We start from the raw sequence: 21,648 nt of genomic DNA on the forward strand, positions 1-21,648 counted from the left end.
TGCGAAGAAAGAGATTATGCTGCGATGGTCAGCCTCTGTCAACAGGCTATCGAAAAAATCTTAGCGCAACTGGAAGTCCACCTGTGATGGCCGGCCGTCCAGCGTCAGCGTGGCGGTGGCGGCCGGGGTACGGGCCACCACCTTGCCGGCGCGCAGCACGGCCAGCCGCGTGGCGCGCAGGCGGAGGGCCTCCACCGGATTGCGCGCCTGCAACAGCACCAGGTCCGCCCGGCAGCCCGGGGCCAGGCCGTAGCCGTCCAGGCCGAGGATTTTGGCCGGCGTCTCGGTCACGGCGGCAAAGCAGGCGCGCATGGCGTCCTGCCCGGTCATCTGGGCCACGTGCAGGCCCATGTGGGCGACCTCCAGCATGTCTCCGGTGCCGAGCCCGTACCACGGATCCATCACGCAGTCGTGCCCGAAGGCCACCGGCACCCCCGCCGCCAGCAGCTCCGGCACGCGCGTCATGCCGCGCCGCTTCGGGTAGGTGTCGTGCCGGCCCTGGAGCGTGATGTTGATCAGCGGATTGGCGATGGCCGCCACGCCGGCCTCGCGCATCAGCGGCAGCAGCTTGGACACGTAATAGTTGTCCATCGAATGCATCGACGTCAGGTGCGAGCCCGTGACGCGCCCCTGCAGCCCAAGCCGCACGGACTCGCTGGCCAGCGTCTCGATATGGCGCGACATCGGGTCGTCGCTCTCGTCGCAATGCATATCCACCCGCAGGCCGCGCGCGGCGGCTTCCTCGCACAGCAGCTTTACGGACGCCGCCCCGTCCGCCATGGTCCGCTCGAAGTGCGGAATGCCGCCGACCACGTCCACGCCCATGTCTAGCGCGCGGCGCAGGTTGTCCAGCGCGCCGGGCGCCCGCAGCACGCCGTCCTGCGGAAAGGCCACCAGTTGCAGGTCGAGGTAGGGCTTTACGCGCTCGCGCACGTGCAGCAGCGCCTCCGTAGCCAGCAGGCGCGGATCGCAGACATCCACGTGCGAGCGGATGGCCAGCAGCCCCTTGGCCACGGCCCAGTCGCAATAGGCCAGCGCGCGCTCCACGATGGCCTCCTGCGTCAGCAGCGGCTTCAGTTCGCCCCACAGGGCGATGCCCTCGAGCAGCGTGCCGGACTGGTTCACGCGCGGCAGCCCATAGGACAAAGTCGAATCCATGTGGAAGTGGGCGTCGACGAACGGCGGCGTGACGAGCTGGCCGGCGGCGTCGATCTCCTCGCCCGCCGTGGCGGCCAGGCGCGGCTCCACGGCGGCGATCTTGCCGTTGGCGATGCCGATGTCGATGTCGGTACGGCCATCGGGCAGACTGCAGCGGCGCAGGATCAGGTCGAACATGTGGAATCTCTCTCTTATATATATAGGGGGCGATGGGACCGGATCAGCGCTCGCCCTTGCGGTACGGCTTCATCAGCGCCTGCGGATAGGCCGCGCGGCGCGCCACCAGCACCAGCGCCAGGATCGACAGCACATAGGGCAGCATCAGGTACACCTGGTACGGCAGCGGCGGCAGCCCCGGCAGGCTCGCCCCGCCCTGTTGCAGACGCAGTTGCAGGGCGTCGAACGCGGCGAACAGCACCGCGCCGAGCAGCGCCCGGCCCGGCCGCCACGAGGCAAAGACCACCAGCGCCACGCAGATCCAGCCGCGCCCGTTGATCATATTGAAGAAGAACGCGTTGAAGGCGGAGAGCGTCAGGAAGGCGCCACCCACGGCCATCAGCGCCGAGCCGGCCATGATCGCACCGATCCGCACGGCCGCCACGCGGATACCCTGTCCCTCCGCCGCCGCCGGATTCTCGCCGACCATGCGCAGGGCCAGCCCCAGCGGCGTGCGATAGAGCAGCCAGCCGATCAGCGGCGCCATGCACAGCGCCAGCAGCGTCAGGGCTGTCTCGGCGGCCATCACGGGACCGATGACGGGTACCTGCGCCCACCACGTCATCGGCGCGAACGGGGTGATCGTCGGCGGCGACGACACCTGCGCGAAGTTCAGCCGGTAGGCGTAGTAAGACACGCTGGTGGCCAGCATCGTCACGCCCAGCCCCGCCACGTGCTGGGACAGCGCCATCGACACGGTCAGCCAGCCGTGCAGCAGCCCGAAGGCCAGCCCCACGCCCGCCGCCACCGCCACGCCGCCCCAGAGCGGCGCGCCGAGGTAGACCGCCAGCCAGCCGGAGAAGGCGCCGGCCACCATGATCCCTTCGATGCCGAGGTTGAGCACCCCGGCGCGCTCGCACAGCAGCACGCCCAGCGTGCCGAAGATCAGCGGCGTGGCCACGCGCAGCACGGCGACCCAGAACGGCGCCGCGCTCACGATATCGAGCAGTTCCATCAGGCGGCCCTCCCGATGCGGTCGAGCCGCACGCGGTAGCGTGTGAGCATCGTGGCCACCAGCATGGTCAGCAGCGCCACGGCGACGATCACGTCGGCGATGGCATTCGGCACGCCCACGGCGCGGCTCATGCCGTCCGCGCCCACCAGCACGCCCGCCACGAACACCGACGCGGCGATCACGCCGATCGGATGCAGCCCAGCCAGCATGGCGATGACCACCCCGGCGTAGCCGTAGCCGGGCGAGATGTCGAGGGTCAGGTAGCCGGTGCGCCCCGCCACCTCCACCACGCCGGCCAGCCCTGCCAGCGCGCCGGACAGCATCGCCGCCAGCAGCGTCACGCGCGTCACCGGCATGCCCGCGAAAGCCGCCGCGCGCGCGTTGGCGCCCACCGCACGCATCTGCAGGCCGAACACCGTGAAGCGGTTGACCGCCCACAGGATCACGGCCAGCGCCACGGCGATCAGCAGCCCGCTATGCACGCGCGAGCGCTCCAGCAGCCGCGACAGTTCGAGTTCCGGCACCAGCGCGACGGACTGCGGCCAGCCCATCGCCAGCGGGTCCTTCATCGGTCCATCCAGCATCATCGACACGCCCAGCAGGACGATAAAGTTCAGCAGCAGCGTGGTGACCACCTCGTCCACCCCCAGCCGCAGCTTCAGCAGTGCCGGCACCAGCAGCAGCAACCCGCCGGCCAGCATGCCGGCCGCCACCATCAGGCCGAACAGCAGCCCGTTCGGGAGCGAAGCCGCCCAAGGCACGGCAGCCCCATCCACCTGCCCGCCCACGGCCACCGCCGCCAGCGCGCCCAGGTACAACTGCCCTTCCGCGCCGATATTGAACAGCCGCGTGCGGAACGCCACCGCCACGGCCAGCCCGGTCAGCATCAGCGGCGTGGCGCGGGTCAGCGTTTCCGACCACGCGAAGCGCGAGCCGAAGCCGCCTTCGAGCAACAGCCAATACGCCTTGCCGACCGGCGCGCCGGCCCAGGCGACCAATACGGCACAAATACCAAGTGTGGCGACGATGGCCCCGAACGGCGCGGCCACCAGCGCGGTGCGCGAGACCGTGGTGCGTGCTTCAAGCCGCATGGGCCACCTCCCCGTGCGTTGCGGCGTGGTCCGCGCCGGCCATGGCCAGACCCAGCGTGCCGAGCGTCCAGCCGGACGCCGCGCGGGCCGGCGTCAGCCGTCCGCCATGGATCACGGCGATGCGGTCGGCCAGCGACAGCAGTTCGTCGAGATCCTCGGAAATCAGCAGCACGGCGGCCCCGGCCGCCGCCGCTTCCAGCAACTGGCGATGGACGTAGGCCACCGCGCCGATGTCCAGCCCCCAGGTGGGCTGGCTGGCGATGACCAGCCGAGGCGTCTGCGCGCCGCGTACCGACAGCGCGCGCCCCAAAATCAGCTTCTGCATATTGCCGCCGGAGAGCGTGCGCGTGGGGGCGTCGATGCCGCCGCCGCGCACATCGAATTTCTTGGCCAGCGCCGCCGCAAAGCGCCGCGCCGGTCCGCTGCGGATCACCCCGCCGCGCACGAACGCCGGGTTGCCCAATTGCTCGGCAATCGCGTTCTCCCACACGGCCAGGTCGCCCACGGCGCCTTCGGCATGGCGATCCTCGGGCACGCGCGCCACGCCGGCGGCAATCCAGCGCCGAGGCACGGCCGGCAGGTCGATGCCTTCCACGGTCACCGTGCCGGACGATGGCGCGAGCATGCCGCTCATCAGCTCGGCCAGCGTCACCTGCCCGTTGCCGGACACGCCGGCGATGCCGACGATCTCGCCCGCATGGAGCGCCAGCGTGACATCGTGCAGTGCCACGCGGCCCTCGGCCGCCGCCACATTGGCGCGGCGCAGGGTGGCGACCAGTTCCCCAGGCGTCTCGACGGCCACGCGCCGCGGCATCTCCACACGCCGTCCCACCATCAGTTCGGCCAGCTCCTGCTTGCTGGTCTCGCCGACCGCGCGCATCGCCACCAGCTTGCCGCCGCGCAGCACCGCCACGCGATGTGATACACGCAACACTTCATCGAGCTTATGGCTGATGAAAATGACCGACAGCCCTTCGGCGATCAATTGCGCCAGCGTGGTGAACAGGCTGTCCACCTCCTGGGGCGTCAGCACGGCTGTGGGTTCATCGAGAATCAGCACCCGGGCGCCGCGATACAGCGCCTTGACGATTTCCACGCGCTGGCGCTCGCCCACGGACAGCGCGCCGACCCGCGCGTTGGGCTGGACGGCAAGGCCGAAGCGCTGGGCGATGGCCTGAACGCGCCCGAGCGCGGCGGCGCGCTGCTGGCGCCAGCGCCAGAGCGGCTCGGTGCCGATCAGGATGTTGTCGAGCACGGTGAGGTTGTCGGCCAGCGTGAAGTGCTGGTGGACCATGCCCACGCCAGCCGCCAACGCTGCGCGCGGGTTGCCGGGCGGCAGCGTCGCGCCATCGACCTCGACGCTGCCGGCATCGGCAACGTAGTGGCCGAACAGGATATTGACCAGCGTGCTCTTGCCGGCGCCGTTCTCGCCGAGCAGGGCGAGCACCTCGCCACGCTGGAGATCGAGCGAAATGTCGTCGTTGGCGGTCAGCGGGCCGAAACGCTTGGTGATATGGGAAAGACGGAGGACGGGAGGCGATGCCATTTCAATGTTCGTGGGTGTTCTCCCCTCTCCCGCACGCGGGAGAGGGGAGTAAAACCAACCTTACGGCGTGGACTTCGGCTCCGTTTCCACCACCTTGACCGTGAACTTGCCATCGAGGATGGCGCGCTCCTTGGCCTTGACCTTGGTCATCACGTCAGCCGGCACCTTGCCCTCGAAGGTGCCCAGCGGCGCCAGCTCGGCGCCCTTGACCTTCATCAAGGAATACTGGCCGTAGTCCTCGTTCTTGAACTGGCCGGCCTTGACCTTGGCCAGCGCGGCGCCAATCGTCGGCTCCATGTTCCACAGCGCCGAGGCCACCACCGTGGCCGGGTATTGCGGCTGGGTGTTGATCACGTTGCCGATGGCCAGCTTGCCGCGCTCCTTGGCCGCGTCGGAAACGCCGAAGCGCTCGGCGTAGAGCACGTCCGCGCCCTTGTCGATCATGGCGAAGGCCGCTTCCTTGGCCTTGGGCGGATCGAACCAGGAGCCGATGAAGCTCACCGTGAACTTCACCTTCGGGTTCACCTCGCGCGCGCCTTCCATGAAGGCGTGCATCAGCCGGTTCACCTCGGGAATGGCATAGCCGCCGACCATGCCGATGTGGTTGGTCTTGGTCATGCCGCCCGCGATCATGCCGGTCAGATAGGACGGCTCCTGAATGTAGTTGTCGAACACCGAGAAATTCGGCGCCTGCGGCTTGCCCGAGGAGCCCATCAGGAAGCCGACCTTCGGGTAGTCCTTGGCGACCTTGCGCGCGGCGGCCTCCACGGCGAACGACTCGCCCACGATCAGCCCCGAGCCCTGCTCCGCGTACTGGCGCAGCACGCGCTCGTAGTCGGCATTCGACACGCTTTCCGAGAACACATAGTCGATCTCGCCGCGCGCCTTGGCTTCGTTCAGCGCCTTGTGGATACGCGAGACCCACTGCTGCTCCACCGGCACCGTGTACACCGCGGCCACCTTCACCTTTGTCTGGGCATGGGCCAGCGGCGTGGCGCCGAGGGCCACGATACCCGCCAGCGCGGCCCCCGCCGCCGCCACTTTCAGCCAGGTGCGGCGATAGCTTTCAATAGGCATGACTTCACTCCCCTTTCGCGTCGTTGCGCGTGATCGAGTACTGCGTTGGAATTCTTTTTTTCTGGTCCAGCATCGGCCTCAGGCCATGCCATGCGCGCGGGCGGACGCTGGCTCGAGCCCGCAGCCGCGCAACAGCAAGGCCACCAGATGCTCGGTGGCTTGCTGGAAGTCCTGGGCGTCCAGCCGCTTCACGCCCAGCACGGCGCAGATCTGGGTTTCGAAGTCGGCATAGGTCTGCGTGGCGGCCCAGATCGTGAAGAACAGATGCTGCGGGTCCACCGCCGCCATCTGCCCGCCGGCGATCCAAGCCCGGATCACCCCCGACTTGCGCGCCACCAGCTCACGAAGTGCCTCACGCAGCACCCCGCCGATCTCGGGCGCGCCATGGAGCAGCTCGTTGGCAAACACGCGCGAGGCGTCCGGGTGGCTGGCGGAGAGCCGCATCTTGGCGCGGATGTAATGCTCCAGCGCCACCTCGGGCGGATAGTCGACGCTGATGATGTCGGTCTCGGACAGCCACAGTTGCAGCGTATGGGCCAGCACCGCGCGGTACAGCGCCTGCTTGGTGCGGAAGTAGTAGTGCAGGTTCGACTTCGGCACGCCGGCGCGCAGGGCGATGTCGGCCATCGTCGCCCCGGCGAAACCCGCGCGGGCGAACACGTATTCCGCCGCGCGCAGGATCAGCGCCTCGTTCTCCTGTCGAATGCGGCCCGCCGCTTCGCGGGCGGCGGGCGCGACCAGCGCGTCCATTACTTCGTGCCGTAGAGCCGGTCGCCGGCGTCGCCGAGCCCCGGCACGATGTAGCCGTGCTCGTTGAGCTGCTCGTCGATGGCCGCCGTGACGATCGCCACGTCCGGGTGCGCCGCGCGCAGCGCCTGGAGCCCCGGGCGGGAGGCAATCAGGCAGACATACTTCATGGTCGTCACGCCGGCCTCCTTGAGCCGGTTCAGTGCCGCGATGGCGGAGTTGCCCGTGGCCAGCATCGGGTCCACCACGATCACCATGCGCTCGTGGATGTCTTCCGGCATCTTGAAGTAGTACTCGATGGGCTCCAGCGTCTCGGGGTCGCGGTAGAGCCCGATATGGCCAACGCGCGCGGCGGGCAGCAGGTCCAGCATGCCGTCCAGGAAGCCGTTGCCGGCGCGCAGGATCGACACCAGACAGAGCTTCTTGCCCGACAGCACCGGCGACACCATCGGCGCGATCGGCGTCTTGATGGCGATGGTCTCCATCGCCAGGTCGCGCGTGGCCTCGTAGGTCAACAGCTGGCTGATCTCTCGCACCAGACGGCGGAAGTTATCGGTAGTCGTTTCCTCGCTGCGCGCGAGCGTGACCTTGTGCTGCACCAGCGGGTGATTGACCACCATCACCATGGCTGACGGCGACGTCTCTGTATCGGCAATGGCTTGCGCGGCCGTAGGCACGGCGGACAGGTCATTCATGGTGCGCTCCTTGGGTCGACTCGCTGGTTTCATCAGGCACGACGGGCCACTGGCCCGCCGCGCCCGGCTGCCTGCAAAAACGTGGGTGGTAAAAGGCTCTCGTCAGAACACCGTGCCGTCGCTCTGGATCGCGAACGGGGGCGTGCCGCCCGGCCTGCGCTGCGCGGCAATGCGCCGGCCCGCGGCCCAGGTGCCGCCCTCCAGCACCCGCGCCAGCGGAAAATCCTCCTGGGTGACGCCCAGCGCCTGCCGCACCCCTTCGGCCACGAGGTCGAGCCCGGTCACGGTCAGCGCGCGCCATTCCACGATCACCGGCTCATCCACCGTGTGCGTGCCCGCCGCGAAATCGGGGTTGCGCGGCACCATCAGCTCGAAATCGAACAGCAGGCCGCCGTTGCGGTACTCGGGCAGGCCGGTCAGGGCGTCCAGCCCGGTGACGATGAGGCCGGCGTCCTCGAGCGGCTCCAGCAGCGAATAGGTCAGCCACTGGGTGAGCTTGTGAAACGGCACCAGCCCGTCGGGCGCGGCTTCATGGTGCCAGCAGTCGCCCAGCGAGATGCCATCGAGCTGCACGCGGCCCGGCCAGACCGGCCCGAGCGCCACCAGCAGCGTGCGCAGCACGAAGCTGGCCTCGATGCGGCCATCGACGGCATGTTTGGCGAAGTAGTCGTACAGATTGCCGAGCCGGGCCGGCGTGCCGAAGACGGCCGGGGTGGCTTGCACCACCTCCCCCAGCCGGCGCAGCAGGCCGGCGCGGCCTTCCAGCCCCACCAGCGGGTTGTGCGCGGCCACCTGGAAAGCGGTGGCGATGGTCGAGGCGTCCATGCGCGCCAGCCGCTCGCCATCGGCACGCAAGGGGTCGCCATGCTCGGCGGAGAAGCCGCCGCGCGCGAAGAGATCGAAGCTGGCCACGCCGAGGCCCTCGGAGCGGGTCAGCATCAGGTCGCTGGCCGGATCGCGGTAGCGCCAGTCAGCGCCGGCACCGGCATCGAGCAGTACGCTCGGGATGACCAGGTCGATGCCGATGCGCGCGCGTTCCTCGCAATGATCGGCGCCGGACATGCCCGCCCGCTCGCACAGGATCTGCCAGCGGTCGAGCTTTTCCTCGCCCGGACCGCCGCTCTCGAAATGGCGCCAGCGGCTGTGATACGGCACCTTGAGGTCGCGGTAGCGGCGCCGGATGGTGGCCGCCACGTAGTCCGCCACGGCGTGCACCCGGTCTGGATGCCAAGTAAAGAGCGCAGAGTCGCCCGCCGCCACGTATTCCGTCACAATGGCGCACCGGCTGCGCACAGCCTCCGCGCTCAACAGCGCCGAGGCGGGATGGTCCGGCGGCACCGGGGTGTGCCAGCCGCTGCCATCGCCATCGATCCGTGCGTCCTGCCCTCCTTCGGAATGCTGGTTCATTCGTTCAACCCCCTGCCCTTTGCCAGGGCGAGTTCGTCGGCGTCCGGCGGCGTGTACCGCGTGAAGTACCCCGCCGCCACCTTTGCATCGATTTCCACGCGCGCGTCGGCCGGGATCAGCGCCTCGGGAATGGCCACCTGCTCCACCACCTCGATGCCCTGCGCGGTCAGCGCGCCATGTTTCATATTGCTCATGGACGCCCAGCGGTCGATCCGCCGGATGCCCAGCCAGTGGAAGACGTCGGGCATCAGTTCCTGGAACCGCATGTCCTGCACGCCCGCCACGCATTCGGTCCGCGCGAAGTAGGTTTCGGCGCGGTCGCCGCCCACCTGGCGCTTGCGCGCGTTGTAGACCAGGAACTTGGTCACCTCGCCCAACGCGCGGCCCTCCTTTCGGTTATAGACCACCAGGCCTACGCCGCCCTGCTGCGCCATCTCGATACAGACCTCGATGCCGTGCGCCAGATAGGGCCGGCACGTGCAGATGTCGGAGCCGAACACATCCGAGCCATTGCATTCGTCGTGCACGCGGCAGGCCACGCGGGTCTCCGGCTGGCCCAGCTTGGCCACATCGCCGAAGAAATAGAGCGTCATGCCACCGATGGGGGGGAGGAAGACCTTGAGGTCGGGCCGCGTGACGAGTTCCGGGAACATGCCGCCGGTCTGCTCGAACAGGCTGCGCCGCAGGATGCTTTCCTTGATATTGAAGCGCCGCGCCAGGCCCGGCAGGTACCAGACCGGGTCCACGGCGGCCTTGGTCACGCGCACATCGCCATTGGGATAGAGGATCTCGCCATCGGGCACCAGCCGGCCAGCGGCGATGGCCGCCGTCAGCTCCGGCATATTGATATGGGCGCGCGTGACGGCGATGGTCGGGCGGATGTCCACGCCGGCGGCGATGCGGTCTGCGAAGACGGTGGAGACGAGGTGGCCCCAGGGGTCGAGCGAGACGATCTTGTCCGGATCGCCCCACTGGGCATGGGGCCCGATGGACTCGGCCGGCGCCGTGTCGGTCAGGTCCGGCCGATGCGCGCGCTGCAGGCTGCCCGAGGCCACCGCCAGCGCGCGATAGATCGCATAGGCCCCGGCGTGGGTGCCGATCACGTTGCGGCGCGTGAGGTCCGTGAGGCTGGCGATGACCGGTCCCCGCTCGGCCGCCGTGGGGGCGCCCCAGTGGATCGGCTCGGCCGGCTTGTCGCGGCGCGCGTGCGAGGTCAGGACGATGTGATCGGACATGACAGCCTCTTCCCCGGATGCCCCGGTATCTGGAATCCTGACCAAATGGTCAGGTTTGTATCTCCATACTAGGCAACGTTCGTGCCATCGCCCAAGTGGGGTTGTTACGGTAGGTGTTGCGCCGAACGCACCGTGGCAGTGCGTTGCCCGCGCCAAGGCGAGGCGGTGGGCACCATCAGGGCGATGGGGTCAATTTAGGACTTCGGCTATGTCGAGGTCGACAGGCATTTTCCATACTGGCTGCATCGCGCCCCAGACGGGGCCAGCCACAGCATGGAGAACATCATGAAACTACTATCCGCCTTAGCGGCAGTCGCCGCATCCCTCAGCGTGTTGGCGCCTGTGGCGGCGCATGCCGCGGGGACATCGGCCAGCCTGCTGCCCGCCTCCTGCGTGACGGTGTCGGCGCAGGCCGGCGAGGCCCAGCGGGCACCCGGGCCGCGCGTGCGATGTGTGCTGCCGTCCGGCAAGGTGTCGGGCATGGTGCCCGTGGGAGGGATGTCGCACGGGGCGCCCGCGGACTGGCGCCGGGTCATCGAGGACCCGGCCGCGCGCAAGGCGCTGGTGCCGACATACAGCTGAGAGCGCTAAGGCGCTAAGGCCCGGATCAGGCCTCGGAAGTGACCGACTTGTCACGCGCCGGCCAGATCGCCTCGCGCAACACATGGAGGACATCGACCGATTCCACATAGCGATGGAACACCGCCCCGGCCAGATTGCTGGCGACCCAGGCGGCCCCCATGCCCAGTGCGTTGAGCACGGGCTGCCCCGGCGCCAGGTGCGAGACCGCCGCATTGACTACCAGGCAAACCGGAAAGTGGACCAGGAAGACCGAATAGGAAATCTTGCCGAAATAGGCCGAGAGATCCGCCAGACGGCCGCCGGGCCAGCGCTCCAGCCAGTCCCCGCGCCGGGAGATGGCCAGCAGCAGCGCCGTGGCCAGCGCCACCGCGATGCGCAGCCGGAAGTCCACCACCAGCGCCGCCACGCCCAGCGAGGCCAGCAGGATCAGCGCCATCGGCGAGCGCCCCGGGTTCGACACCCAGTAGGCCAGCGTGCCCATGCCATAGGCACCAAAGAAATAGATCGCCCAGATATCCCAGCTGGCGTCGCGGTTGAACCAGAACAGCGACGCCACGGCCAGCGCACCCACCAGCGCCATGCCCCACGGCAGGCGCCGACGCGGCGCCGCGCGCGCCACCCACAGCACCATCACGAGCAAGGCGAACAGTTGCAGGTCGATGGCGATATACCAGACGCCGGCGGACAGCGCGTCCACATCGAGAATGTTGTGCAGCAGCAGCAGATGCGCGACGAACTGCGCCAAGTGCGGGGCGGCCGGAATGGAGTCATGCGTCATCCAGGTGCGCGCCAGCGCAGCCCCGGCAATCGCCACGAGAATGGCAACGGCAAACGGCACCACCAGCTTCTGATAACGGCGCCAGATGGTCCCCAGCGGATTCGCGGCCGTCAGAATCCCGCCCGGCGCCAGGCTGCGCGCGGCCAGGAAACCACTGACAACAAGAAAGACCTGCACGGCAATGCGCGCATAGTCGGCCAGCCAGCCAATCAGCCCCGGGGCAAGGGCGTGCGCGGCATCGGACATCGGCCCGTAGAAGGCCAGATGGTGCAACACGATCAGCTGTGAGCTGACCGCCTTCAGCGCGTCAATGCACGCCAAACGAGAAGGACGGGTGCCCATTTGTTATGAGAACGATACAAAGGTGCGGGATTGTACCTTGTTGGTGCAGGGACGGATGGGGGTCAAAGGTTACGGATGTAACAAGGATAGGTGGGATGGCGCGCCGGCCATGATGAAAGTCAAACCATGCCCAATTTTTGGGCGCGTCTGATAGACCTCTCAGACAATGCGCGGGTAGAACGTCTGCTGGTTCAACCCTAGTCATACAGACCAGCGCATGGAAAACGAAATCAAAAACAATCATTTTCTCCGGCGGGACCTCGAAGATCTCGTTCGCGAAGATTCGGTTATCGGCTTTTTGGCACGACGCCGACGCCACGGGAAATCATCGAACTTCTGGATCTCGAAGGAACTGTCCGGCGCATCGAAATAAGGAGTTTATGTATTATGCAAAAGACATGGAATTACAGGTTCGTTATTAAAATAATCGCTGGCATCATTCTCGCCTTCATCGTCGTTATTATGCCTGCAGATATCTGGGACGCATGGACTGTCCCTCATGAATACCCCTTTGGAGAGGAAGGCCCAGCCGCTTCGATGTGGGCTTATCGGTCCCAGCAGAATTATCTGATATCAAGCATCTCACTCTGGACCACCAGTACTCTCGCCCTCTGGTCCCTGCTTGCCAGGCGCACCCGCATGCGGACCCGCGTCCTGTGTGCGCTCCCGTTTGTGGTGGTCTGGGCGTTGATGGCCTGCGGCGGCTCCCGGCTGACGTAGCGCGGCCCATTCCCCAAAACCGGGCATTTGCTTATGACGAGAATATCCTTCCTGCGCCGCAGGCCCGGGGTATACCCTTGCCGCTTTCGTCAGCACCCTCGGATCCCATGTCGCCGTTTGCCTCGTTTTCGTCCCTGCAACGCCTGATTGCCGCTGCTGCCCTGCTCGCCGGGGTAGTGGCGCCTGCTGTCGCCCATGCCGATAGCCCGGTTCTCAACAAGATTCGCGAGACGGGCACGATTACGCTCGGCTATCGGGAATCGGCGTTGCCGTTCTCGTTTGCCGACGACAAGGGCCAGCCGGCCGGGTATGCGGTGGATCTCTGCCTGCGTGCCGCCGAGGCCGCCCGCGTCAAGGCCGGGTTGAAGGAGATCAAGGTGCGCTGGCTGCCGCTGACGCCGCAGAACCGCATTCCGGCCGTCGTCAATGGGCTGGTCGACCTCGATTGCGCGCCCAATACCAATACGCTGGAGCGCCAGAAGCAGGTGGCGTTCAGCGTTTCGCACTATGTATCCACGGTGCGGATGCTGGTACGGGCCGATTCGGGTATCAAGTCGCTCGAGGATCTGCGTGGCAAGACCGTGGTGACCAGCGCCGGCTCCACCGGCGACCGCCACGTGCGACGCCTGAAGACCGACTATGGCTATCGGGACGTCTACGCCAAGGATCATGGCGAGTCGTTCCTGCTGCTGGAGACGGGCCGCGCCCAGGCCTTCGTCATGGACGATGTGCTGCTGGCCGGGCTGCGCGCCAAGTCGAAGGATCCGTCGCAGTTCGTGATTGTCGGCCCGGCGCTGTCGGTGGAGCAGAACGCGCTGATGATGTCCAAGGCGGACCCGGAGTGGAAGCGGCTGGTCGATCAGGCGCTGGCGGGCACCTTCGCCACGCCGGACGTCGTCGCGCTGCAAAAGCGCTGGTTCCAGCAGCCGATTGGCACGCGTGGCACCAACCTCGCGCTGGCGCCCTCCGCCGAGGTCACACAGGCCTGGAAGCACCCCTCTGACGCCGTGACCGAATAAGCACTTTTCGGCATCCATCTCGGGGCGGCACGCGGCTGCCGCCCCCGGAAAACCCCTGAGTTGACGGCTTCACCGGCCTTGGACACACTGGCCCGAGCGGGCTGACATGCTGTTTACTGGCCGGTAAGCCCGCACAACGCGAACCGCCGGAAGGCGGCACCACTCAGGAGATCCCATGAACAAGATCATCGCCACCGCAGTTGCGCTGGGCCTGGCTACCGCCTCCGTGGCGGCCATTGCACAGGACAAGAAGCAGTTCGACCCGTACTCGCAAGGCGCGAAGTCCGGCGAGAAATTCGACACCTACAGCCAGGGTGCGAAGTCCGGCGACAAGTTCGACCCGTACAGCCAGGGCGCGAACAAGAGCACCCGTGCGGATCTGGTGGATCAGTCGGGCCAGCCGAAGAAGGACAAGACCAAGAAGACCACCAAGAAGCCCACGCAGGGCAACTGATTGGCCGCTGGCCGGTCACGGATCTTCCCGTGCGGAAACAGACCCCCCAAGACATTGGGGGGTTTTTTATTGGCCGGATGCGGGTGTCAGCGCTCCGCCGGGGCCTCGGGGTCCAGCATTTCCAGCCCGGTCACGTCCACGCGCTGGACCTTGTTGTTCTGGCGGACTTCGGTGCGCAGCACGAAGGCCTCCATCGGGCAGTACCAGTCGGTGACGTGCAGCACGCTCGGCTCCAGCTGCAGGATCTCGTCGCCCACCATCAACGGGCCCAGCGAGGTGCGCTTCTCATAAGTGATGGGCATGCACTCCTTGCGTCCCATCACGGTATTGATCATCTGGCGTCGCCCCACCATGCGGGAGCCGACGATGATCGACGCATGCAGGGCCTGCATCGTGCCCACCACCTCGTCGGCGCCGAGCGGATAGATCTTCAGCGAGACGCTCGACTGGAAGGTCTCGCCCTCGAGCATCGCCCCCTCCTTGATCTCCACGCCGGCATAGTTGAAAACGCCGCTACCCGTAAACGACGCCTCGCCGAACATCCGCGCATATCGGGCCCGGGCGTTGATCACCGCGTTGCGGCTGTCGATGCGCGTGCGCATGGTGGCGCTGCTGCGGTCGATATTGATCTCGTGCACCTGGTCCATCACCACCGGGGGGCCCATCAGCGCCGACAGCGCCGACTTGGAGCGCACTTCGAGCTGGGCGCTGCAGCCGCGCGCCGTGCGCATCACCTCGCGCAGCGTCATGGTGATCGACATCGGCATCTCGCCGTCGCCTTCCATCTGCACGCGGGAGCCGGAGCGGAACCACGGGGCGTCGCACAAGGCTGCACCGGCCGGCATGGGCACGGGGGACATGCCGGCCACGGGCGCGGCGTCGGCGGCCGGGGCGGCCGGGGCGGCCGGGGCGGCCGGGGCGGTCTGAGCGATCTGGGCGATTTCGGCAGCCGGCTCCGATGCCTGTGAATGTGCTCCATTCGCCACTGCGAGCAGGCTGAAACAGAGACCGGACATCAGGGCCGTTTTCATCGTAGTTTCCTGAGGATTCGACAAACCGGCCTGCCGGGACTGATCGTGGCGCGGTGCAGCCGCCAGTATTACGCGAATCCGGCACATGGGGAATCCTGGCCGGCGGCGGCACCGGCGCGTCGTGCTAACATTGCGCGCCAATTTGGCGACCGGACGGGGGAGCCAATCGGCCATGGCCGGTCGTTCCAGGGGAACCCCTGCCCTTCCGCGAGGTTCTCACCGCGGCGGGGAATGCGTGTCCACCGAATCCGGCCCTGCGGCGTTGTGTGGTGTCTGCTGCACAACCGGGACCACATCGCTTCCGGTTCGCCGGCCATTTCAGGAGAGTTATGCGTAGTTCCACGCCCTCGCGCTATGCCGGGCTACCCGTCGGCATGATTGCCCTGGTCGTCATCGCAATCCTGCTGGTCTGGTTCGGCACGCTCGACTTCCGGCACCTGCTGAAGCCGGACGAAGGCCGCTACGCGGAAATCTCGCGCGAGATGTTCGCCAGCGGCGACTGGGTGACCATCCACTACAACGCCCTGAAGTACTTCGAGAAGCCCCCGTTCCATATGTGGGTCACCACGCTGGCCTACGAGGCTTTCGGCGTGGGCGACTGGCAGGCGCGGCTGTGCGTGGCGCTCTCGGGCATCCTCGGGCTGGGCGTCACGGTGCTCGCCGCCACGCGCTGGTTCGGCGCGCGTGCCGGCCTGCTGGCCGGGCTGGCCCTGCTGGCGGCGCCGATGTGGAGCATCGCCGGCCACTTCAACGCCCTCGACATGACGCTGTCCGGCGCGCTCGCGTGCGTGCTGGCCTGCATGATGCTTGCCCAGCATCCGGACGCCACGCCCGCCGCCCGGCGCGGCTGGATGCTGGCCTGCTGGGTCGCCATGGGCGTCGCCATCCTGACCAAGGGTTTGGTCGGCATCGCGCTGCCGGGCCTGGTCCTCGTGGTTTACTCGCTGATCACGCGCGATCTGGCGCTGTGGCGGCGCCTGCATCTGGTGTCCGGCATCGTCGTCATGCTGATCGTCACGGTGCCGTGGTTCTGGCTGATTTCCTCGCGCAACCCCGAATTCCCCCATTTCTTCTTTATCCACGAGCACTGGGACCGCTATACGTCCACCGTGCATGCGCGCAAGGGCACGCCGTTCTACTTCGTGCCGCTGCTGCTGCTGGGCTTCCTGCCGTGGCTGGGCCTGACGCCGCGCATGTGGACCGCCGTGCGCGAGCGCGCCGGGGCCGCGCGCGGGGCCGGCGGCAAGCCGTTCCAGCCCGCGCTGATGGCACTGATCTGGGCCGTGGCGATTTTCGTCTTCTTCAGCATGTCCGGCTCCAAACTGCCCGGTTACATCGTGCCGATCTTCCCCGCGCTGGCGATGCTGGCCGGCGTGGCGCTGGACGACATCACCGAGCGCTCCTGGCAACGCCAGGTCAACGCGCTGATGGCGCTGGCCGTGGTGGGCCTGCTGGCCACGCCGTATGTGGCCACGCTGCATCGCCCGTCCAATCCAAACGAGGTCTTCCGCACGTTTGCCGTGTACACGGGCGTCGCGTTTGCCGTACTCTTGGGCGGCACGATACTGGCGCGCAAGCTGTTGCAGTCAAGGGGCCTGTTCCCCAGCATCACGGCGTGTGCGCTGGCGATGTTCCTGACCTGCACCATCGGCCTGATGGGCCATGAAGTGATGGGCCGGCGGGCATCCGGCGTGGATCTGGTGCCCGCCATCCGTGCCGTGCTGAAAGACGATATGCCCCTGTACGGCGTGCGGGTACTCGACCATACCCTGCCGTTCTACCTGGGACATCCGCTGACGATGGTGGAGGAGCCCGATGAGCTTGAATTTGGCGTGCAGCAGGCCCCGGACCAGTGGATTCCCACACTGGACCAGTTCATCGCGCGCTGGCGCGACGGCCAGCCCGCGCTGGGCATCATGGACCCGAGCCTCTACGACGAGCTGTCGGCACGGCAGGTCCCGATGCATGTGGTGGCGCGCGATAGCCGGCGCGTCGTGGTCAGCAACTTTCCGCCGTCCGGTGCCCCGGCACCGGCAGGCACTCCGGAACCCAAGCCCGCGTCATGACGCTTTCGACTTTCGCTTTCATCCTGACCGGCGTGATGCTCAACGCCGCCGCGCAGTTGCTGCTCAAGGCCGGCACCAATGCCGTGGGCGCCATCACGCTGGACCGCGCCACGCTGTTCACCACCGCGTTCCGCGTGCTGACGCAATGGCCGGTGATCGGCGGCCTGACGCTGTACGTGGTCAGCGTGGCGGTGTGGATCGTCGGGCTGTCGCGCGTGGACGTGTCCATCGCCTACCCCATGCTGTCGCTGGGCTACGTGGTCAACGCGCTGGCGGCGTGGTGGCTGTTCGGCGAGATGATTGGTCCCTTGCGCGTAGCCGGCATCCTGCTGATACTGGCCGGAGTCTTCCTGATTGCACGATCCTGAGCGTACGCGCCTGAGCCCACGTGCCCCACAAAGAACCATGACCGTTACCGCAGCCCAGCCCTTCCTGCCGTTCGTGCGGCCCGAGATCGACACCGAGACCATTGCCGAGGTCGGCAAGGTGCTTGCTTCCGGATGGATCACTTCCGGCCCGAAGATGCAGGCGTTTGAAGCGGCGCTGTCCGATGTGTTCGGCGGCCGGCCGGTGCGGACGTTCGCCAACGGCTCCGCCACGATGGAGATCGCGCTGCGCGTGGCCAATATCGGCCCGGGCGACGAAGTCATCACCACGCCGATCACCTGGGTGGCCACGGCCAACGTGGTCCTCGCCGTGGGCGCCCGCCCGGTGTTCGTCGATATCGACCCGCGCACCCGCAACCTCGACCTGGACGCCGTCGAGGCCGCCATCACGCCGCGCACGCGGGCGATCATGCCGGTCTACCTGTCCGGCCTGCCCGTGGACATGGACCGGCTCTACGCCATCGCGGACAAGCACCAGCTGCGCGTGATCGAGGACGCCGCCCAGGCCATCGATTCCCGCTGGCGCGGCCAGCGCATCGGCGCGTTCGGCGACCTGGCCAGCTTCAGCTTCCAGGCGAACAAGAACATCACCACCATCGAAGGCGGCTGCCTCGTGCTGAACTCGCCCGAGGAAGCCCTGCGTGCCGAGCGCCTGCGCCTGCAAGGCGTGATCCGCACCGGCATGGACGGCATGGACGTGGAAGAACCCGGCGGCAAGTTCAACCTGACCGACGTCAACGCCGCCATCGGGCTGGCGCAGCTGCCGAAGCTGGACGCCATCACCGCCAAGCGCGCCGCGCTGGCCGAGACCTACTTCCGCTGCGCCGCCGACACGGGGCTGGCCGATCTCGGCATCGAGCTGCCGCTGCCGCTGGACCCCGCCGGCGCCACCACCAACTGGCACATGTTCCAGGTGGTGCTGCCCACGGACCGCCTGCGCGGCGGCCCGGCGGAAGCGCGCCGCCACGTGATGGAGGCGCTGCGCGAGCAAGGCATCGGCACGGGTGTCCACTATCCGCCTATCCACCTGTTTACCCACTACCGCTCACTCGGCTGGCGCGAAGGCATGCTGCCCCACGCCGAGCGCATCGGACGCGGCATCGTCACGCTGCCGCTGTTTCCTGCCATGCATGCCACCGACGTGGAGCGGGTATGCGCAACTCTCAGCGAAACATGCAAACGCCTTTCTCTCTAAGCCCCGTCGAGGTCTCGGTCGTCGTCCCCGTCTACAACGAGGAGGACGGCCTGCAGGCGCTGTTCGATCGCCTTTACCCGGCGATGGATGCCATGGGCGAGTCGTACGAGCTGATCTTCATCAATGACGGCAGCCATGACCGCTCCCCGCAGATCCTGGCAGCGCAGTTCCACAAGCGTCCGGACGTCACGCGCGTGGTGCTGTTCAACGGCAACTTTGGCCAGCACATGGCCATCCTGGCCGGGTTCGAGCACACGCGCGGGCGCATCGTCATCACGCTGGACGCGGACCTGCAGAACCCGCCCGAGGAAATCCCGCGCCTGGTGGCCGCCATGCGCCAGGGCCATGACTACGTGGGCACGATTCGCCGCCAGCGCAACGACACGGCGTTCCGGCGCTATGCGTCGCGCGCGATGAACCAGCTGCGCGAGCGCATCACCAAGATCAAGATGACGGACCAGGGCTGCATGCTGCGCGCCTATGACCGCAACATCATCGACACGATCAACGCCTGCCGCGAGGTGAACACCTTCATCCCGGCGCTGGCGTACACGTTCTCGTCCAATCCGGTCGAGATCGAGGTCGGCCACGAGCAGCGCTTCGCGGGGGAGTCGAAGTATTCGCTCTACCAGCTGATCCGCCTTAACTTCGACCTCGTTACCGGCTTCTCGATCGTGCCGCTGCAGTGGTTCTCGGCGATCGGCACGCTGCTGTCGATCTCGTCGGCGGGCCTGTTCGTCGTGCTGCTGATTCGGCGCTTCCTGCTCGGCTCGGAAGTGCAGGGGGTGTTTACCCTGTTCGCCCTGAACTTCTTCCTGGTCGGCATCATGCTGTTCGGCATCGGCCTGCTTGGCGAATACGTGGGCCGGATCTACCAGGAAGTGCGCGACCGCCCGCGCTACCGCATCCAGGCCGTGCTCGAGCGTGACCCGCTCCGGACGCCGTCGGACCAGACCGCCGTGGAGGAATCGTGCGCGCGGTAGTCTTCGCCTACCACAACGTTGGCGACCGCTGCCTGCGCGTGCTGCACGCGCGGGGCGTGGACGTGGCGTTGGTGATCACCCATCGTGACCGGCCCGACGAGAACATCTGGTTCCGCCGCGTGGCCGATACCGCCGTGGAGCTGGGCATCCCCTTCCTGCACGGCGAAGATCCGACCGACCCGGCACTGGCCGAGGCCGTGCGCGCCGCCCGGCCCGATGTCATCTTCTCGTTCTACTACCGGGCGATGATTCCGGCCGAGGTGCTGGCCATCGCGCCGCAGGGCGCATTCAACATGCATGGCTCGCTGCTGCCGAAGTATCGCGGCCGCGTGCCGGTGAACTGGGCGGTGATCCACGGCGAGACCGAGACCGGCGCCACGCTGCACGCGATGGAAGCCAAGCCGGACGCCGGCTATATCGTCGACCAGACCGCCGTGCCGATCCTGCCCGACGACAGCGCCGGCGAGGTCTTTGAGAAAGTCACCGTCGCCGCCGAGCAGACGCTCTGGCGCGCCCTGCCGGCCATGATGAGCGGCCATACGCCCAAGCGTCCCAATCGGCTGGCCGATGGCAGCTACTTCTCGGGCCGCAAGCCCGAGGACGGTCGCATCGACTGGCACCAGCCGGCCTCCGCCGTCTACAACCTGATTCGCGCGGTGGCGCCGCCCTACCCGGGCGCGTTCACCGAGCTGGACGGCCATCGCCTGATCGTGGCCGCCGCGCGCCGTATCCCTGCCCTGCCATCGGTCCCGCTGCAGCCCCAGGGGCTGCGCGTGATCGATGACCGCATCGTCGCCGTCTGCGGCGACGGCGGCATGCTGCATGTCCGTACGCTGCTGGAAGGCGCCTCCGCCGATCACGCCGCGCCGGTTACCGTTTCTGCCCTTCAATCCATCATCGCAACTGCACAGTCCAGAGAGGAAAACCGATGAAAAAGGTCCTGATTCTTGGTGTCAACGGCTTCATCGGCCATCACCTCACGCGCCGCATCCTGGAGACCACCGACTGGGAGGTCTACGGCATGGACATGGCCTCCGACCGCCTCGGCGACCTGGTGAGCCATCCGCGCATGCACTTCTTCGAAGGTGACATCACCATCAACAAGGAGTGGATCGAGTACAACATCCGCAAGTGCGACGTGGTGCTGCCGCTGGTGGCCATCGCCACCCCGGCCACCTACGTGCGTCACCCGCTGCGCGTGTTCGAGCTCGATTTCGAAGCCAACCTGCCGATGGTCCGCGCGGCCGTGAAGTACAAGAAGCACCTGGTGTTCCCGTCGACCTCCGAGGTCTACGGCATGTGCGCCGACGATGAGTTCGACCCGGAAGCGTCCCCGCTGGTCTACGGCCCGATCAACAAGCCGCGCTGGATCTACGCCTGCTCCAAGCAGCTGATGGACCGCGTGATCCACGCCTATGGCATGGAGGAAGGGCTGAACTACACGCTGTTCCGCCCGTTCAACTGGATCGGCGCCGGGCTGGATTCGATCTTCGAGTCGAAGGAAGGCTCCTCGCGCGTGGTGACGCAGTTCCTGGGCCATATCGTCCGGGGCGAGCCGATCAAGCTGGTCGATGGCGGCGCCCAGAAGCGCGCGTTCGCCGATATTTCGGACGGCATCTCGGCCCTGATGCAGATCATCGAGAACAAGAACGGCGTGGCCAGCGGCAAGATCTTCAACATCGGCAACCCGGCCAACATCCACTCGGTGCGCGAACTGGCCGAGATGATGCTCAAGATGGCTGCCGACTACCCCGAGTACGCCGAAGAAGCCCGCAAGACCAAGATCGTGGAAACGTCCTCCGGCGAGTTCTACGGCAAGGGCTACCAGGACGTACAGCACCGTGTGCCGAAGATCGACAACACGATGGAAGAACTGGGCTGGCAGCCGAAGCTGAACATGGAACAGGCGCTGCGCCGCATCTTCGAAGCCTACCGCGACAAGGTGGTGGAGGCGCGTACGCTGGT

20 protein-coding genes are annotated in these 21,648 nt (G+C 67.1%); 9 read left to right on the forward strand and 11 right to left on the reverse strand.

Annotated features, from left to right (window positions below; translation table 11 throughout):
* Positions 1-60: 60 nt before the first annotated feature.
* From BM115_RS24590 to BM115_RS24630, 9 genes are all read right to left on the reverse strand, one after another.
* Positions 61-1,335, reverse strand: coding sequence for an amidohydrolase family protein (locus tag BM115_RS24590; protein ID WP_092300684.1), 1,275 nt, complete (start codon positions 1,333-1,335; stop codon positions 61-63).
* A 43-nt stretch (positions 1,336-1,378) separates the two neighbouring features.
* Entirely contained in the window at positions 1,379-2,332 is a 954-nt protein-coding gene (locus tag BM115_RS24595; protein WP_092300762.1) for an ABC transporter permease, read from the reverse strand.
* A complete protein-coding gene (locus BM115_RS24600) occupies positions 2,329-3,420 on the reverse strand; it encodes an ABC transporter permease (protein ID WP_092300687.1) in 1,092 nt (363 codons plus the stop codon). The genes BM115_RS24595 and BM115_RS24600 overlap by 4 nt, the downstream gene beginning before the upstream one ends.
* A complete protein-coding gene (locus tag BM115_RS24605) occupies positions 3,410-4,966 on the reverse strand; it encodes an ABC transporter ATP-binding protein (RefSeq protein WP_092300690.1) in 1,557 nt (518 codons plus the stop codon). The genes BM115_RS24600 and BM115_RS24605 overlap by 11 nt, the downstream gene beginning before the upstream one ends.
* A 60-nt stretch (positions 4,967-5,026) precedes the next feature.
* Positions 5,027-6,043 (reverse strand): BMP family protein, encoded by a 1,017-nt coding sequence (locus tag BM115_RS24610; RefSeq protein WP_092300693.1) that lies wholly within the window; start codon positions 6,041-6,043, stop codon positions 5,027-5,029.
* A gap of 78 nt (positions 6,044-6,121) precedes the next feature.
* Positions 6,122-6,793: a TetR/AcrR family transcriptional regulator gene (locus BM115_RS24615; RefSeq protein ID WP_092300696.1), complete on the reverse strand. Its 672-nt coding sequence runs from the start codon at positions 6,791-6,793 to the stop codon at positions 6,122-6,124.
* Entirely contained in the window at positions 6,793-7,485 is a 693-nt protein-coding gene (upp, locus tag BM115_RS24620; RefSeq protein ID WP_092300699.1) for a uracil phosphoribosyltransferase, read from the reverse strand. The genes BM115_RS24615 and upp overlap by 1 nt, the downstream gene beginning before the upstream one ends.
* Positions 7,486-7,587: 102 nt before the next feature.
* Entirely contained in the window at positions 7,588-8,892 is a 1,305-nt protein-coding gene (locus BM115_RS24625; RefSeq protein ID WP_092300702.1) for a URC4/urg3 family protein, read from the reverse strand.
* On the reverse strand, positions 8,889-10,127 hold the full coding sequence (locus tag BM115_RS24630; RefSeq protein ID WP_092300705.1) for a GTP cyclohydrolase II: 1,239 nt from the start codon (positions 10,125-10,127) through the stop codon (positions 8,889-8,891). The genes BM115_RS24625 and BM115_RS24630 overlap by 4 nt, the downstream gene beginning before the upstream one ends.
* Before the next feature lie 285 nt (positions 10,128-10,412).
* Between BM115_RS24630 and BM115_RS24635 the strand changes: the two genes are divergently transcribed.
* Positions 10,413-10,709, forward strand: a complete 297-nt coding sequence (locus BM115_RS24635; protein ID WP_092300708.1) for a hypothetical protein — start codon at positions 10,413-10,415, stop codon at positions 10,707-10,709.
* Positions 10,710-10,734: 25 nt separating this feature from the next.
* Here BM115_RS24635 and BM115_RS24640 read toward each other — a convergent pair whose 3' ends face one another.
* Positions 10,735-11,829, reverse strand: a complete 1,095-nt coding sequence (locus tag BM115_RS24640) for an acyltransferase family protein (protein ID WP_092300711.1) — start codon at positions 11,827-11,829, stop codon at positions 10,735-10,737.
* An 827-nt stretch (positions 11,830-12,656) separates the two neighbouring features.
* Here BM115_RS24640 and BM115_RS24650 point away from each other — a divergent pair.
* Together BM115_RS24650 and BM115_RS24655 are read left to right on the forward strand one after the other, a co-directional pair.
* Positions 12,657-13,568, forward strand: a complete 912-nt coding sequence (locus BM115_RS24650) for an amino acid ABC transporter substrate-binding protein (protein WP_092300718.1) — start codon at positions 12,657-12,659, stop codon at positions 13,566-13,568.
* A gap of 175 nt (positions 13,569-13,743) precedes the next feature.
* Positions 13,744-14,022, forward strand: coding sequence for an amino acid ABC transporter permease (locus BM115_RS24655; RefSeq protein ID WP_092300721.1), 279 nt, complete (start codon positions 13,744-13,746; stop codon positions 14,020-14,022).
* Positions 14,023-14,108: 86 nt separating this feature from the next.
* Here the strand turns inward: BM115_RS24655 and BM115_RS24660 are convergent, their stop codons facing one another.
* Positions 14,109-15,053, reverse strand: coding sequence for a hypothetical protein (locus tag BM115_RS24660; RefSeq protein WP_092300723.1), 945 nt, complete (start codon positions 15,051-15,053; stop codon positions 14,109-14,111).
* 329 nt (positions 15,054-15,382) lie between these two features.
* Between BM115_RS24660 and BM115_RS24665 the strand changes: the two genes are divergently transcribed.
* The 6 genes from BM115_RS24665 to BM115_RS24690 all read left to right on the forward strand — a co-directional run.
* On the forward strand, positions 15,383-17,119 hold the full coding sequence (locus BM115_RS24665) for a glycosyltransferase family 39 protein (RefSeq protein WP_092300726.1): 1,737 nt from the start codon (positions 15,383-15,385) through the stop codon (positions 17,117-17,119).
* Positions 17,116-17,487, forward strand: a complete 372-nt coding sequence (locus BM115_RS24670) for a DMT family transporter (RefSeq protein WP_092300729.1) — start codon at positions 17,116-17,118, stop codon at positions 17,485-17,487. Before BM115_RS24665 ends, BM115_RS24670 begins: the two co-directional genes overlap by 4 nt.
* Before the next feature lie 37 nt (positions 17,488-17,524).
* Positions 17,525-18,700 (forward strand): DegT/DnrJ/EryC1/StrS family aminotransferase, encoded by a 1,176-nt coding sequence (locus BM115_RS24675; protein WP_092300732.1) that lies wholly within the window; start codon positions 17,525-17,527, stop codon positions 18,698-18,700.
* Positions 18,679-19,683 (forward strand): glycosyltransferase, encoded by a 1,005-nt coding sequence (locus BM115_RS24680; protein ID WP_092300735.1) that lies wholly within the window; start codon positions 18,679-18,681, stop codon positions 19,681-19,683. Before BM115_RS24675 ends, BM115_RS24680 begins: the two co-directional genes overlap by 22 nt.
* On the forward strand, positions 19,671-20,615 hold the full coding sequence (locus BM115_RS24685) for a formyltransferase (RefSeq protein ID WP_092300738.1): 945 nt from the start codon (positions 19,671-19,673) through the stop codon (positions 20,613-20,615). The genes BM115_RS24680 and BM115_RS24685 overlap by 13 nt, the downstream gene beginning before the upstream one ends.
* Positions 20,612-21,648: bifunctional UDP-4-keto-pentose/UDP-xylose synthase (locus BM115_RS24690; RefSeq protein ID WP_092300741.1), on the forward strand; the 1,037-nt coding region annotated here is incomplete at its 3' end. The genes BM115_RS24685 and BM115_RS24690, both read left to right, overlap by 4 nt.

The organism is Cupriavidus sp. OV096, from assembly GCF_900115455.1.
Taxonomy (GTDB): domain Bacteria; phylum Pseudomonadota; class Gammaproteobacteria; order Burkholderiales; family Burkholderiaceae; genus Cupriavidus.

Coding starts and splice junctions, on each gene's coding strand:
- BM115_RS24590 (WP_092300684.1), bottom strand. CDS start 1,335: ATGTTCGACCTGATCCTGCGCCGCTGCAGTCTGCCCGATGGCCGTACC.
- BM115_RS24600 (WP_092300687.1), bottom strand. CDS start 3,420: ATGCGGCTTGAAGCACGCACCACGGTCTCGCGCACCGCGCTGGTGGCC.
- BM115_RS24605 (WP_092300690.1), bottom strand. CDS start 4,966: ATGGCATCGCCTCCCGTCCTCCGTCTTTCCCATATCACCAAGCGTTTC.
- BM115_RS24610 (WP_092300693.1), bottom strand. CDS start 6,043: ATGCCTATTGAAAGCTATCGCCGCACCTGGCTGAAAGTGGCGGCGGCG.
- BM115_RS24615 (WP_092300696.1), bottom strand. CDS start 6,793: ATGGACGCGCTGGTCGCGCCCGCCGCCCGCGAAGCGGCGGGCCGCATT.
- upp (WP_092300699.1), bottom strand. CDS start 7,485: ATGAATGACCTGTCCGCCGTGCCTACGGCCGCGCAAGCCATTGCCGAT.
- BM115_RS24625 (WP_092300702.1), bottom strand. CDS start 8,892: ATGAACCAGCATTCCGAAGGAGGGCAGGACGCACGGATCGATGGCGAT.
- BM115_RS24630 (WP_092300705.1), bottom strand. CDS start 10,127: ATGTCCGATCACATCGTCCTGACCTCGCACGCGCGCCGCGACAAGCCG.
- BM115_RS24635 (WP_092300708.1), top strand. CDS start 10,413: ATGAAACTACTATCCGCCTTAGCGGCAGTCGCCGCATCCCTCAGCGTG.
- BM115_RS24640 (WP_092300711.1), bottom strand. CDS start 11,829: ATGGGCACCCGTCCTTCTCGTTTGGCGTGCATTGACGCGCTGAAGGCG.
- BM115_RS24650 (WP_092300718.1), top strand. CDS start 12,657: ATGTCGCCGTTTGCCTCGTTTTCGTCCCTGCAACGCCTGATTGCCGCT.
- BM115_RS24655 (WP_092300721.1), top strand. CDS start 13,744: ATGAACAAGATCATCGCCACCGCAGTTGCGCTGGGCCTGGCTACCGCC.
- BM115_RS24660 (WP_092300723.1), bottom strand. CDS start 15,053: ATGAAAACGGCCCTGATGTCCGGTCTCTGTTTCAGCCTGCTCGCAGTG.
- BM115_RS24665 (WP_092300726.1), top strand. CDS start 15,383: ATGCGTAGTTCCACGCCCTCGCGCTATGCCGGGCTACCCGTCGGCATG.
- BM115_RS24670 (WP_092300729.1), top strand. CDS start 17,116: ATGACGCTTTCGACTTTCGCTTTCATCCTGACCGGCGTGATGCTCAAC.
- BM115_RS24675 (WP_092300732.1), top strand. CDS start 17,525: ATGACCGTTACCGCAGCCCAGCCCTTCCTGCCGTTCGTGCGGCCCGAG.
- BM115_RS24680 (WP_092300735.1), top strand. CDS start 18,679: ATGCAAACGCCTTTCTCTCTAAGCCCCGTCGAGGTCTCGGTCGTCGTC.